At 69.3% G+C, this 12,750-nt stretch carries 13 protein-coding genes; 3 read left to right on the top strand and 10 right to left on the bottom strand.

The window, feature by feature from the left end:
• Position 1: 1 nt before the first annotated feature.
• The 8 genes from ABZ532_RS08320 to ABZ532_RS08285 form a co-directional block, all read right to left on the bottom strand.
• On the bottom strand, positions 2-943 hold the full coding sequence (locus ABZ532_RS08320; RefSeq protein WP_361280420.1) for a type II secretion system F family protein: 942 nt from the start codon (positions 941-943) through the stop codon (positions 2-4).
• A gap of 11 nt (positions 944-954) precedes the next feature.
• Entirely contained in the window at positions 955-2,292 is a 1,338-nt protein-coding gene (locus ABZ532_RS08315) for a CpaF family protein (protein WP_361280419.1), read from the bottom strand.
• Between the two features lie 43 nt (positions 2,293-2,335).
• Positions 2,336-2,713, bottom strand: coding sequence for a TadE/TadG family type IV pilus assembly protein (locus tag ABZ532_RS08310; protein ID WP_361280418.1), 378 nt, complete (start codon positions 2,711-2,713; stop codon positions 2,336-2,338).
• Between the two features lie 5 nt (positions 2,714-2,718).
• Positions 2,719-3,153 (bottom strand): TadE/TadG family type IV pilus assembly protein, encoded by a 435-nt coding sequence (locus ABZ532_RS08305; RefSeq protein WP_361280416.1) that lies wholly within the window; start codon positions 3,151-3,153, stop codon positions 2,719-2,721.
• 3 nt (positions 3,154-3,156) lie between these two features.
• Entirely contained in the window at positions 3,157-4,422 is a 1,266-nt protein-coding gene (locus ABZ532_RS08300; RefSeq protein WP_361280415.1) for an AAA family ATPase, read from the bottom strand.
• A 7-nt stretch (positions 4,423-4,429) separates the two neighbouring features.
• The gene (gene cpaB, locus ABZ532_RS08295; protein WP_361280414.1) at positions 4,430-5,158 is read right to left on the bottom strand and encodes a Flp pilus assembly protein CpaB; all 729 of its coding nucleotides are present in this window, start codon (positions 5,156-5,158) and stop codon (positions 4,430-4,432) included.
• A 117-nt stretch (positions 5,159-5,275) separates the two neighbouring features.
• Positions 5,276-6,163, bottom strand: coding sequence for a hypothetical protein (locus tag ABZ532_RS08290; protein WP_361280413.1), 888 nt, complete (start codon positions 6,161-6,163; stop codon positions 5,276-5,278).
• Between the two features lie 369 nt (positions 6,164-6,532).
• Positions 6,533-6,976 carry a hypothetical protein gene (locus ABZ532_RS08285; protein WP_361280412.1) on the bottom strand — a complete coding sequence of 148 codons (444 nt, stop codon included), beginning with the start codon at positions 6,974-6,976 and terminating at the stop codon, positions 6,533-6,535.
• A gap of 342 nt (positions 6,977-7,318) precedes the next feature.
• Between ABZ532_RS08285 and ABZ532_RS08280 the strand changes: the two genes are divergently transcribed.
• Together ABZ532_RS08280 and ABZ532_RS08275 are read left to right on the top strand one after the other, a co-directional pair.
• Positions 7,319-8,686 carry a M14 family metallopeptidase gene (locus tag ABZ532_RS08280; protein WP_361280411.1) on the top strand — a complete coding sequence of 456 codons (1,368 nt, stop codon included), beginning with the start codon at positions 7,319-7,321 and terminating at the stop codon, positions 8,684-8,686.
• A 142-nt stretch (positions 8,687-8,828) separates the two neighbouring features.
• Positions 8,829-10,097, top strand: a complete 1,269-nt coding sequence (locus tag ABZ532_RS08275; RefSeq protein WP_361280410.1) for an amino acid deaminase — start codon at positions 8,829-8,831, stop codon at positions 10,095-10,097.
• Between the two features lie 6 nt (positions 10,098-10,103).
• On the opposite strand, the gene ABZ532_RS08270 is transcribed toward ABZ532_RS08275, so the two are convergent.
• Both ABZ532_RS08270 and ABZ532_RS08265 read right to left on the bottom strand, forming a co-directional pair.
• Positions 10,104-11,000 (bottom strand): ROK family protein, encoded by an 897-nt coding sequence (locus ABZ532_RS08270; protein ID WP_361280409.1) that lies wholly within the window; start codon positions 10,998-11,000, stop codon positions 10,104-10,106.
• Between the two features lie 77 nt (positions 11,001-11,077).
• Entirely contained in the window at positions 11,078-11,932 is an 855-nt protein-coding gene (locus tag ABZ532_RS08265) for a serine protease (protein WP_361280408.1), read from the bottom strand.
• Between the two features lie 180 nt (positions 11,933-12,112).
• Here ABZ532_RS08265 and ABZ532_RS08260 point away from each other — a divergent pair, with 180 nt between their 5' ends.
• A complete protein-coding gene (locus ABZ532_RS08260) occupies positions 12,113-12,622 on the top strand; it encodes a DinB family protein (protein ID WP_361280407.1) in 510 nt (169 codons plus the stop codon).
• Positions 12,623-12,750: the final 128 nt, after the last annotated feature.

Raw genomic sequence — 12,750 nt, 5'->3', positions numbered from 1 at the left:
GTCAGACGTCGATCTTGGAGAGGCGTCGGATCACGAAAACCCCCACTCCGTACAGGACGAGGGCGACGACGACCGCGGCCTGGCCGAGGAACGAGGCCGTCATCCGGTCGATCGCGCCGGGCATCACCCTGTCCAGGAGCAGCAGCGCCCCGAGGCCCATGACGGGTACCGCGTACGCGGTCAGGTTGACCTGCGAGAGCTGGGTGCGGACTTCGCGCCGTGTCTCCTTGCGCTCCTCCAGCGTCTCGGTGAGGTTGCGCAGGGAGCCGACCACGGTGCCGCCGGCCCGGTTGGACAGGACCAGGGTCGTGACGAGAACGACGAGTTCGCGTGAGGGCAGTCGCCGTGCCAGCTCGTCGAGTGCCTCGTCGATGGACTGTCCGACGGCGAGCCGGTCGGCGACCCGTCCGAGCTCTTCACCGGCCGGTGCCTCGAGTTCCTCCGCGGCCATCGACAGGGCGGTGCGCAGCGCGAGCCCGGCCTGGGTGGCGTTGGCGAGGATGCGCGAGAGTTCCGGCAGCTGGTTGATGAACTTCTCGATGCGCTTGTTGCGCTGCCAGTTCAGGAAGCCGAACGCGACCCCTATGCCCAGCAGTCCGGCGATGGGCCCGAAGAATGCGGAGAACACCGCCTGGGCGGTGATCCAGAGCCCGGCGATGAGGGTCAGCATGGAGACGAGGAACTCTCCGGGGGTGAGGTCCAGGCCGGTCGCGGCGAGCCGGAACTCGATCTTCCTGCCCAGGGCCGTTCGCCGCAGCCTGCGGTCGATGCCCCGGAACCGCTTGCGCCGCCCGGTGACGGCTGCCGGCTGACCCGTCTGGGACAGCCGGTCGACCAGTGCCTGCCGCTGGGCCCGGCCCGTCGCGTAGGCGTGCACACCGATGATTCCGAGCACGCCGCACAGCAGCGTGGCCCCCATCGTCAGCAGAGCGGTATTCGTCATGTCGCGTCTTCCTACCTGGCCTCTCGGAGGGCGAGCTGGTCCACGTGCGTCGCGACGCCGAAGGCCTGCGGGATGGGCTGGCCGGCCATGTAGAGGCGTTCGGCGAGGCGTCGTGGGAGCGGGAAGTGGCGGAACACGCCACGCACCTGCCCGTCGGCGGCCAGCGGCTCGGCGTCGAACCGGGCGACGGTGGCCAGCCTGAAGGGTTCCCGGCCGCGTGAGTCGAGCAGGGCGATCTCGGTGATCTTCCGGGTCCCGTCGGCGTTGCGTGTCAGCTGAACGACGCAGTCGACCGCGCTGTTGATCTGGTCGCTCAGCGCCTCGAAGGGGATCTTCACCTCGGACATGGAGGCCAGGGTCTGAAGCCTCATGATCGCGTCTTCGGCGTTGTTGGCGTGGACGGTGGCCAGCGAACCGTCGTGACCGGTTGACATTGCCTGGAGCATGTCAAGCGTTTCGCCGCCACGGACCTCACCCACGACGATGCGGTCGGGACGCATGCGCAGCGAGTTGCGGACCAGGTCCCGGATGGTGATCTGGCCCTTGCCCTCGACGTTCGCCGGGCGGGACTCCAGCCGGATCACATGCTGCTGCTGCAGCTGGAGTTCGGCGGAGTCCTCGATGGTGATGACCCGCTCCCCCTCGGGGATCAGCCCGGACAGTGCGTTGAGCAGAGTCGTCTTGCCCGTGCCGGTGGCTCCCGAGACGATGATGTTCAGCCTGGCCTGCACCAGCGCCGCGAGCAGATAGACCATCGACTCGTCCAGCGATCCGAAGCCCACCATCTCGGTCAGGTTGAAGGCCCGGGGGAAGCGCCGGATCGTGAGGGTGGCCCCGGAAAGGGACAGCGGGGGGATGATCACATTCACGCGCTCACCCGAGGGCAGTCGGGCGTCGACCATCGGATTCGCCTCGTCCACGCGGCGGTTGACGGTGGAGACGATGCGTTCGATGGTCTGCATGAGCTGCTCACCGGAGGCGAACCGCAACGGGAGCAGTTCGACCCTGCCGCCCCGCTCGACAAAGATCTGGTCCGGTCCGTTCACCATGATCTCGGTGATGGACGCGTCCTCCAGCAGCGGTTCCAGGACACCCAGTCCGAGCGCCTCGTCGACGACGCGCCGGATGAGCTGCGCCCGCTCGGCCGCGGAGAGGACGGGGCCTTCCCGGCTGATGATGTGACCGAGCACCCGCTCGAGCCGGGCCCGCCGCTCGGCCGCGGCCAGCGCCGACATCTCCGCGAGGTCGATCTCCTCGAGGAGCTTGGCCCGGTAGGTGGCCACCAGGTGGCCGTCGTCCCGGCCTCCTCCGCGCTCCTCGGGGGCGGTGATGCGTGCCCGCAGGCTCATGTGCGTAACTCCTCGGTCGTTCTCTGCACCGGTGCTCCCGGGATCAGTCGCTGGGCATGGTGGAGCTGCGCTCGACATGCCCCCAGTCCTGGATCCCCGGCATCAGCGAGGGGATCCTGATCGACACGGTGACCGTCACCTCGCCGCCGCCGGACGACCGCGCGTAGGAGAACTCGTCGTGGCCGTCCTGCAGCCAGCCGCTGACGGCGTGCCGCGCTGCCCATGCCCCCTGTGTCGGGAAGTCGGCGTCGGTCTCGGCGCGCGCGCCGGCCCGGGCGGCGGTGCCCGCCTGCGAGGCGGCGTACGCGGCGATGCCGAGTTGCACAGCGGCGAGCCCGAGCAGCAGCAGCAGCGGCAGGAACCCGGCGAACTCAAGGGCCACGCTGCCCCGGTCGGGCCGGCGGTGGTCGGATGAACGCATGGCTGTCAGCCCTCCTTGACGAAGGCGGCTTCACCCTCGGCGCTGAGGGGGAAACTCACCGTGCCGGGGAAGAGGACCGGCACCTCCAGCCTGACGCTGGCCGTGTAGAGGCCGTCGGACCGGCTGCCGCCGCACGCCACCGCCGCGCCCTGCCGCCAGGAGCCCAGGTCCTCCCTGGCCGCGCTCTGGCACTTGGCGTCGGCCGCGAACTCGGCCACCGCCCCGGCCCGGGCGGCCTCGTCGGCCGCGTTGCCCGCGAGGACGTAGGTGTAGCCCAGCAGGGCGCACTGCCACAGCAGGACGCAGACGATCGCGATCAGCGGGAACATGCCGAGGAACTCGACGGCGATCTGCCCGCGGTCCCACCCCCGGCGGCCGTGGGGGCCGTGGGGGCCGTCTCCGGCGGGGTGGACATCACGTGGTGCACTCAGCACGCGCATCGGTCAACTCTCCCCCTCGAACCGGCTGCCGCGCCGGCGCCTGCCCCCGGCGGAACCCCGGTCGCCCCGGAGCTTGCCCGCCTTCTCGCTGCCCTCGGGTGCCCTGACGATTCCCAGCTCCCCGGCCAGGCCCCACAGGGCCTGCTTCACCGTGGACTTGCTCTCCAGGTCCTGCATACGGCCGGCGTCGACAGCGGCGTGCAGCTCCTTGAAGTTGGCCGGGATCACCGTGCGGGCCACGCGCGTTCCGGTGATCCGCTCCACGAGAGGTGGCTGGATCTCCGTGTTCCGGATGAACCGGTTGACCACCGTGACCGTCTCCTCGGCCTTGCGGATCTGGAGTCGGCCCCAGAGCCTGGTCATCCTCTTGGCCGCCCGCACGGACACCACGTCCGGGGTGGTCACCAGGAGGGTGATGTCGGCCATCTCGATGGCCGCCGCGTTCGCACCGTTCAGCTGTGTGCCGCAGTCGATGACCACGACCTCGTACCGGCTTCGCAGAGCGCTCACGATCTGGCGCACGGCACGGTCGCTGACCTCTTCGCCCCGTTCGCCCTCGCCGGGGGCCAGCAGCAGGCCGATGCCGGTCTGATGGCTGAAGACGACGTCCTGGAGCACCCGGGGTGAGATGTCCTGGATGCTCGCCAGGTCGACGACCGAGCGGCGGAACTGGACGTCCAGGTAGGACGCCACATCGCCCGCCTGCAGATCCATGTCGACCAGCGCCGTGGTCATGCCCGAAGCCCGGGCGGCCAGGGCGAGCTGGACGGCGGTGAGTGTGGTGCCCACGCCTCCCTTGGCTCCGGTGACCGTGACCACCGTTCCGCCGGGCCCGGTGAACGCCTCACCGCCCTGACCGAGGTGGCGGCGGACGCCCACGGACCAGGACGCGGCGGCCTGCACGCGCTGGGCGAGTTCCTCGTACGAGAGCGGCAGCCCCGCCAGGCCCCGTGCTCCCGAGTCCATGGCCGCCGAGTAGAGGCTGGGGCTCGCGTCAGCGGTGACCAGGACCACCCCGACCGAAGGAAAGCGCAGGGCCACCTCCCGGATCAGCTCAAGTGCCGGTACCGGGCCGATCCGTTCGTGCACCAGCACGACCTCGGGGAGCTCCTCGACCGACTCGGCCGCGAGCCGGGCGAGGGAGTCCAGCAGTGAGGTGGAATCACCGACCGGCCCCGCCGGATCCGCCTCGGGGAGCTGGCTGAGCAGCGTGGTGATGGACCGGGCGGCGTCGGCGTCCGAGACGGCCGGGAGGATTCTGGTACTCATGCGGTCCTCACTTGTCCCTGTCCTCGTCCAGGGTGTATTTGCCGTCACCCGGCCGGAGCGTGGTCGGGCTGCCCTTGGCGAGGAGCGCGAGTCGTACGTGTACGGCGAACGACTCGGCGTAGGCGACGCGCTGGGCGTCCACGGTGCTCAGGGCGAAGGTGATGGGCACCGCCTCGGTGACCGCTCGGTCGCGGTCGTCCCCCCTCGGTTCCAGGGCCGTCAGCTTGCCGACGTCGATGACCTTGGCGTTGGGGACGATGAGGCGGGATTCGGCGGACTGCGCCTTGTTCTCGCCCTGGCCGCCCTCGCCGCCGAACGTGGCGTAGATGTTGACCAGGTCGCCCGGAGTGATCTTTCCGGCGACACCGGTCGCTGCGTCGATCATGATGGCGATCTCCTGCTCACCGGGCTTCAGCTCGGGCCGGTTGACGATCATGTCTTCCTGGAGCAGCGAGCCCTGCCTGAGCTGGGTGACGGCGATCTTGCCGTCGATCACCGATATGTCGGTCACGGCGTTCTGCGACAGCCAGCGCTTCGGCATCGAGATCTTTTCGAATTGAACCGCCTGGAGCGCCGTGTACGGAGGAACGTCCGACTTGACGCGATACGCCGTGACCTCGGGTCCGACCTTCGAATTCACATCGCTGATCACCGACACCACGCCGATGAACGCGGCGAAAGCACAGATGATCGAGAGGAGGAGAAGAATGACACCGCGGCGTTGCCGTGAATTCATGGGCGGGACAACCTCGATGGGAGACGTGGACTGACGGAGCAGACGGTGCTGGCGGACCGGGTACGGGCCGGGTCCGGGGCTGTCCCGTCACCTGCCCGAACGCCCCGCCGCGGGCAGCTACGACCCGTGTGGCAAAGGTGTTCCGTGGTTCATGACACTCTGCCCGTGCGCTTGGTTCTCCGGTCGTAGAAGAGGCGCGGAACAGAATCCGCAGCGATCCCCGATGAGTTCGATTCCGCACCAGGAGCACCTCTCCCGCCGGACGGACGCAACGAGCTGGTAGACGACGGAGATGTCCGGAAGAAACGCAGCAAATTCGATCATCCTTGCGGTGCCCCACCAACGTGCCGAATCAGCAGGTAAAACGGCCTGCTTGACGTTCAGGACACGCCACTCGGGAGCCAGGGTCGAGGTGACCCAGTCACTTTGCAGTTGTCCCGGCGCGACCAGGAGCTCGGTACCGAACTCGGGGCCCGGAAGCTTGTCCTGGCCGCCGATCCTGATCACCTGGGGGACGGGGTTGGCGAGCACGCCGAACTGTGTCCCGGGAACCCAGGACTTGGCGTGCGACCTGAGGCTCACCGGCACCCGGTCGAGCCGGGCGACCGAGTTGAGCACCGCGCCCGCGTAGACGTAGTGCGAGAGCAGCCGTGCGGCGGAGGCCACGACTCCGGCACCGAAGTCGCAGATGGAGAGCTGCCTCAGCTGCCGCACCAGGACGGCGATCCCGAGGGGCGGCAGCTCCAGTTTCAGCAGGGCGACACGATCGCTTTCCAGTACGGAACGCACGGTGTGCAGTCTTCGCTCATGAGCGGCCGGAATCGAGTCGGGGTAGAGCACGATGAGATGGCCGTGCTGTTCGAGAAGCACCTGCGTGTCCGCGAGCGCCGCGTCCAGTGGCTGCACATCGGGCGGCGGCACCAGCGCCGCCGTGGGCGTGTGCTGATCCGTTGGCGGCAGCACCAGGTCAGCACTGGTTACGGCTATTGCGGTCGGCACGCTCATTCCCCGTTCGGCTCCAGCCGCCGGAACTCCCGGCAACTGCCGTGCTCGCTGGCTCTCTGTTCGTGCTCCTGCCCCCGCACTCTATCGACGTCACACGGCGCAGAGAACACCCTTTGATCTCCAAGGGTGGACACTCACGACTTGCACACAGGCAAAGCCGGACGAAGGCGTCACGAGTTAACTCCTGTAATGCGCGCGCGAATTAACGATTCCTCTTTTTACGTCTCGCCATCCGCGGCCGGCGGCGCGCACGGCGGTATGAAATGCCGCGTACCGGCGTGACGAGGACACCCGGACGGCGGAGGGCGGAGGCGGAGGGCGGAGGCGGCGAACGACAGAGGGCAGGCGGCCGGCAGGCCGGGAGGCGGGTCAGTAGGCGGGGGGCCGGTTCGCCAGGTAGTAGTGCAGCACGGGGCCGATCCCGGCCAGCCACTGCTGGAGCTGCGGCTGGCGGCGGGCGGTGACGCGGCACTCGTAGAGCAGGCCGCTCGCGTGTGAGACGGCCACCATCAGGACCGTGCCGAACGGTGCGGGGGCGAAGTGGACCGTGGCGATCGCGGACCAGGGGAACTCCATGATCTGGCCCTGGATCTCGAGCGCCACGCCGTTGATGTCGACGATTACGGAGTTCCGGCGGTCGTGTGCGATGAACTCCGGGCCGTCCGGCACGGGCGCCCGCGGGACGGGAGGATGCGGTGCACCGTGCGGCGCGCCCGGCCCGTAGCCCGCTCCGTATCCCGGCTGCGGCGGGATCGGGGGGCCGAAGCCCTGGGGGTGCTGCTGGTCCGGGTGGTGGGCGCCGCCGTACGTCATGAGCGCCAGTATGACGGTCCTACCGCCTGGGCTGTTCATGCCCCTGTCGCACCCTCAGCACCGGCGCGCCGGTTGCCGCGACAGCGATGCCGGCGCCGATATGCTGCCAACTCGCCTTGCGGGTCCGGGTCCGGGCCGCCGGTGTCCGCGCGCCTTCCGCCTGGGTGTCCGTCATGGTCGAGATTCCGCCTTCCCCACTCGTCGTCGGGCTCATGGCCCAATGGCCGAATGCGTCGAACGTCCGGCGGAGAGCCTTGACCGGAGCATGCCACGCCCTCACCATGTGCCCGTCACACCCGCACGTCGCAGAGCAACCCCCACACTCCCTACCCAGGAGCCAGCATGCGACTTCGTATCCGCGGCAGTGGCAGAAGGTCAGCCACACGGTCCGCCGCCTTCGCGACTTTGCTCGCGCTCGCCGTGGCCGCGCCCTTCACCGCCACCGCCGCTTCCGCCCCCTCCCCCGACCGGGACCACGTCACCCCTGTGGCCCTCCAGGAGGAGCAGACCAGGCAGTACGAGATCCACGGCCCGTCCACCGTCGCCGAACGCACCGCGATCGCCGCGACCGGCGTGTCGATCGACGAGGCCGACGAGCACTCCCTCGTCGTCAGCGCCACCGCGGCCCAGGCGAAGCGCCTGCGCGCCGTCGGTCACAAGCTCGCACTCCTGCCCGCCCCGCCCGCGCGCACCGCCGCGGGCGCGACGGCCAAGGCCTTCGACTTCCCGTCCGCCGACGCGAAGTACCACAACTACGCCGAGATGAACGCGGAGATCGACCAGCGCATCGCCGCACACCCGTCCATCATGAGCAAGCGGGTGATCGGTAAGTCCTACGAAGGCCGCGACATCATCGCGATCAAGGTCAGCGACAACGTCGCCACGGACGAGAACGAACCCGAAGTCCTCTTCACCCACCACCAGCACGCCCGCGAGCACCTGACCGTCGAGATGGCGCTCTATCTGCTGCGCGAGCTCGGCGACGACTACGGAACCGACTCCAGGATCACCAACGCGGTCAACGGCCGCGAGATCTGGATCGTGCCGGACCTCAACCCGGACGGCGGCGAGTACGACATCGCCACCGGCCGCTACCGGAGCTGGCGCAAGAACCGGCAGCCGAACTCGGGTTCGTCCTCCGTCGGTACGGACCTGAACCGCAACTGGAACTACAAGTGGGGCTGCTGTGGCGGTTCATCCGGCTCCACTGGCTCGGAGACCTACCGCGGCAAGTCCGCCGAGTCCGCCCCCGAGGTGAAGGTCGTCGCCGACTTCACCCGCTCCCGTATCGTCGGCGGGAAGCAGCAGATCAAGGCGGGCATCGACTTCCACACCTACAGCGAGCTGGTGCTCTGGCCCTACGGCTACACCACGGCCAACACCGCCGCGGGCATGACCCAGGACGACCGCGACGCCTTCGCCACCGTCGGCCAGAAGATGGCCGCGAGCAACGGCTACACGCCCGAGCAGGCGAGCGACCTGTACATCACGGACGGTTCGATCGACGACTGGCTGTGGGGCAACCAGAAGATCTTCTCGTACACCTTCGAGATGTACCCGACCAGCTTCTTCGGCGGGGGCTTCTACCCGGCCGACGAGGTGATCGAGCGCGAGACCAGCCGCAACCGCGACGCGGTGCTGCAGCTCCTGGAGAACGCGGACTGCATGTACCGGTCCATCGGCAAGGAGCAGCAGTACTGCACGGGCTGACGCCGGTGCGGCCCCTGTGATCGAGCGGGCCGGGCGTCCGGGCAGCCGTCGGCAGGGCGACGGCTGCCCGGGCACCTCGTTTGCCCGTACCCCCGGGTGGATGCGGATACTGGCGGCAACCGCACCACCAGGAGGCCACCTCATGAGCAACCCCGTCGCCCGGCTCGCGGACGAGCGTGTCGACCACCGGTTCAAGGCGCTCCCCCCGGATGCCGAAGGACTGACCGTCGGGGAGCTGGCCGCCCAGCGCCGCAATCTGTTCACCGGGGGCTTCACCACCCCCGTACTCGCGCTGTCCGCGGAGTCCCTGGAACACAACCTGGCCCTCCTGGAGACCTACGCCGAGCGCCACGGACTCGCCTTCGCCCCGCACGGCAAGACCTCCATGGCGCCACAGCTCTTCGAGAGCCAGCTGGAGCGCGGAGCGTGGGGCATCACGGCCGCGGTCCCGCACCAGGCCCGGGTCTACCGCGCTTACGGCATCCAGCGGATCTTCCTCGCCAACGAGCTGGTCGACGAGGTCGCCCTGCGCTGGTTCGCGGCCGAACTCGACCGCGACCCCGGCTTCCAGCTCGTCTGCTACGTGGACTCGGTGCGCGGAGTCGAGCTGATGGACCAGGCCCTCGGCGACTGCCGTCGCCCCCTGGACGTCGTGATCGAGCTGGCCGCCGGTGACGGCGCCCGTACGGGTGCCCGCTCGGAAGCCGACTGCGCGGCCGTCGCCGAGGCCGTCACGGCCACGCGCACCCTGCGTCTGGTGGGCGTCGCGGGCTACGAGGGCGAGGTCCCGGACGCCACCCCCGAGCGCGTACGCGACTGGCTGGACCGCCTGGTCGCGCTCGCCGCCGGGCTCGACAAGGAGGGCCGCTTCGGCGGCACGGAGGAGATCATCGTCAGCGCCGGCGGCAGCGCCTGGTTCGACACGGTCGCCGAGGTCTTCGCTCAGCTCCCGGAGCTGTCCCGCCCGGTGCTGAAGCTGCTGCGCTCCGGTGCGTACGTCTCACACGACTCGGGACACTACGAGCGCATCACCCCGTTCAACCGGGTCCCGGACGAGGGTGCCCTGGAGCCCGCGTTCCGCCTCTGGTCCCAGGTCGTCTCGCGCCCGGCTCCGGAGCAGGCGTTCACCAACGCGGGCAAGCGCGACGCGGCCTACGACCTGGGCCTCCCCGACGCCCAGGTCGTCCGCGACGCCCGCACCGGCGAGGTGCGCCCCGCCGACGGCATCACCGTCACCGGTCTGTCCGACCAGCACACCTGGCTGCGCACGGAGGAGGGGGCGGATCTGGAGGTCGGCGACTGGGTGGGCGTGGGGTTGTCCCACCCGTGTACGTCGTTCGACAAGTGGCAGCTGATTCCGCTGGTGGAGGCGGACGGAACGGTCGTGGACTACATCCGTACGTTCTTCTGAATTCACTCACAGATACTGGCGGGCCCATTCCTGCCGCCCGTCGCCCATCGCCATGGCCAGCCGTGCGGCGCCGCGTGCCACGAGTCTGTCACGCTCCCGGCCCTCGATCCGGGCGACCGTGCACGCGCTCCACAGCTCGGGGAGCGCGTGCACCTGCGCGGTAGTCAGTGCGGCGTCCCAGTAGCCGTGATAGCCCAGGGTGCCGCCCGCGACCCGGACGGTGTCCGGGTTCAGGACGTTGATCAGCGAGGCGAGCGCAAGACCGAAGGCCTCTCCTGCCGCACGCACCACGGTCCGCACCTGCCGATCGCCATCAGCGAGCGCGGCATGAACCGACTCCGGTGACATCCCCGCCGCGCGCACGATGGCGGCGCCGCCGGCCAGTTCGTCAAGCCTGCTTACTCCCCCGGGCGTGGCCATGGGCAGGCTGCCGATCTCACCGGCCCAGCCACGGGCGCCGCGGATGACCCGGCCTTCGGCCAGGTACGCAGAACCGACTGCCGTCCCACAGACGACCACCGCGGCGGTGGCGGACCGGGGCAGCGAGGCAGTCTCCTGGGCGAGCGCTCCCCGAATGTCGTTGACGAGTAGCGGAGACACGCGGTAGCCCTCGGGGCCACCCCAGCCCGCGAGCTGTGGAAGCACGTCGGAGACCACAACCCGGCCGTTCTCGACCAGCCCCGGCACGGCGATTCCCAGTGCCGTCGGTTCGATGCCGAATTGCGTGAGGAACGCCGCGATGGCCGCCTCGACTTCGGCGGGAGTCGTCAAAGGGCCGGTCTCCACCCGCTGGACGACTTCGACACCAGCGGATCCACCGGGCCCCTGTCCGTCGCCGTCATCGGCAAGCATCAGCAGTTTGGTGCCGCCGACATCGATGCCCACCGCTGCCGCTCGCCGCATTTACGCCCCGTTCCCGCTCGCTGGTCGGTACGTGTCCCCCATGCGCCGGACCGTACCAACCAGCGACGCGGACCGGCTCAGGGCTTGGGCAGTGTGCAGCCCGCCCGGGTGAGGTCGATCTTGTTACCGGTGCCGACGCACGGCACGACGATGTAGGTCTGCTGGGCGTAGTTGATGCCCTCGCGGACCGTCACGTTGCCGTTCTCGTCCACTTCGCACGGGTTGTTGTCCGTGCAGCGTCCGCCGTCCTCGTTGCCGGTGTTGTTGACGGCGACGACCTTGCCGGTGGTGTTGTCGATGACGGGCGAGCCGGACGTACCGCCGATGGTGTTGCACGACGAGGTGTAGCGAACGGAGTCCTTCCAGGTCCAGTCGCCTTCCTTGAGGTTGTACGCGAAGCCGTCGATGCTGCAGCTGTAGATCCGCTTCCAGTAGCCGGAGACCACCTTGATGGCCGTGCCCGCCGTCGGGTGTGCGGCGTTCAGTTCCAGGGCCTTGATGCCGTAGCGGCTCTCGATCTGCGCGTAGGTGCTGGTGAGCTGGTACAGCGAGATGTCGGTGTCGGTCATCGTCGCGTACGCGACCTTGCTCGCGCGCAGGGTGCCGACTCGCGTCCCGGAGGAGTTGAGGAGGCCGAAGGAGCGGCTGGATGCCTGGTTGACGATGACCTCGCCGGGCTCGGGGAAGCCGGTTTCGAGGCAGTGGCCGTTGGAGAGCACGAGGGCGGGGTCGGTCGATGCCGAGCCGGGCATACGGACGACCGAGCCGGAGCAGTTGCTGAGCGACACGGTCCCGGCGAAGTTGACCGCGGCCACCGCCTTGGCGGATGGGGTGGCGGTGGTGTTCTCGGCGGGAGTTGACGCGATCGCGGGCGCGGCCCCTGCTCCGGTGAGCGTGAGGGCGAGGAGCGCGCCGACGAGAGGCTTGTTCATGTGGGGGTCCCCTCTGACGACATGCAGTCCGGAGCTGCTCCGAACTTGTCATGCGCATTGTCGAGGGGGTTGATCGCTCCAACAAGGGAGGGTTTTCAGCCACGTGAAGCGCCGGCAGCCGACTGCGGCCCGGCGGAAACCGGTTGAGGAGGGCACGCACTACCGGCCTACGGTGCTCCCATGACGCAAGACACACGCATCGGCCCACCCGTACGCGGCAGCGAGCGCGAAATGCTGCGGGCGTTCCTCGACTTCCACCGGGCGACACTCGCCATGAAGTGCGAAGGGCTCTCCGACGAGGAGCTGAGAAGGCAGTCCATGCCGCCGTCGACCCTGTCGCTGCTCGGACTCGTCCGGCACATGGCGGAGGTGGAACGCTCCTGGTTCCGCCGGGTGATCGCGGCCGAGGAGATCCCGCTCGTCTGGTCCGAGGAGGGCGACTACCAGGTGGCCTACGACGCGACGACCGCGACACGCTCGGAGGCGTTCGCCGCATGGGAGGCGGAGGTCGGGCACGCACGCCGCATCGAGCGCGAGGCGGAGTCGCTCGATGTCACCGGGTACCAGGTCAGGTGGGACGAGGAGGTGTCCCTGCGGCTCGTGATGCTGCACCTGATCCACGAGTACGCACGGCACAACGGCCACGCGGACTTCCTTCGGGAAGGGATCGACGGGACCGTCGGCGCCTGAGGCGTCCGCCGGGCGGGCGGGTCGGCACCCGTCCCCCTGTCCCGCTCCGGTCCGGACCTCGGCGGGACGGGGGGACGGGTTGCCGCCCTTGGGCCCTGCGTTGATCTTCGGGCAGGCCGGACACCCCA

It is taken from the genome of Streptomyces sp. NPDC019396 (assembly GCF_040632375.1).
In the GTDB taxonomy this organism is placed as follows: domain Bacteria; phylum Actinomycetota; class Actinomycetes; order Streptomycetales; family Streptomycetaceae; genus Streptomyces.
Note: the sequence above shows the minus strand (reverse complement) of the source record. Positions and strands in the feature narration are given on the sequence as shown.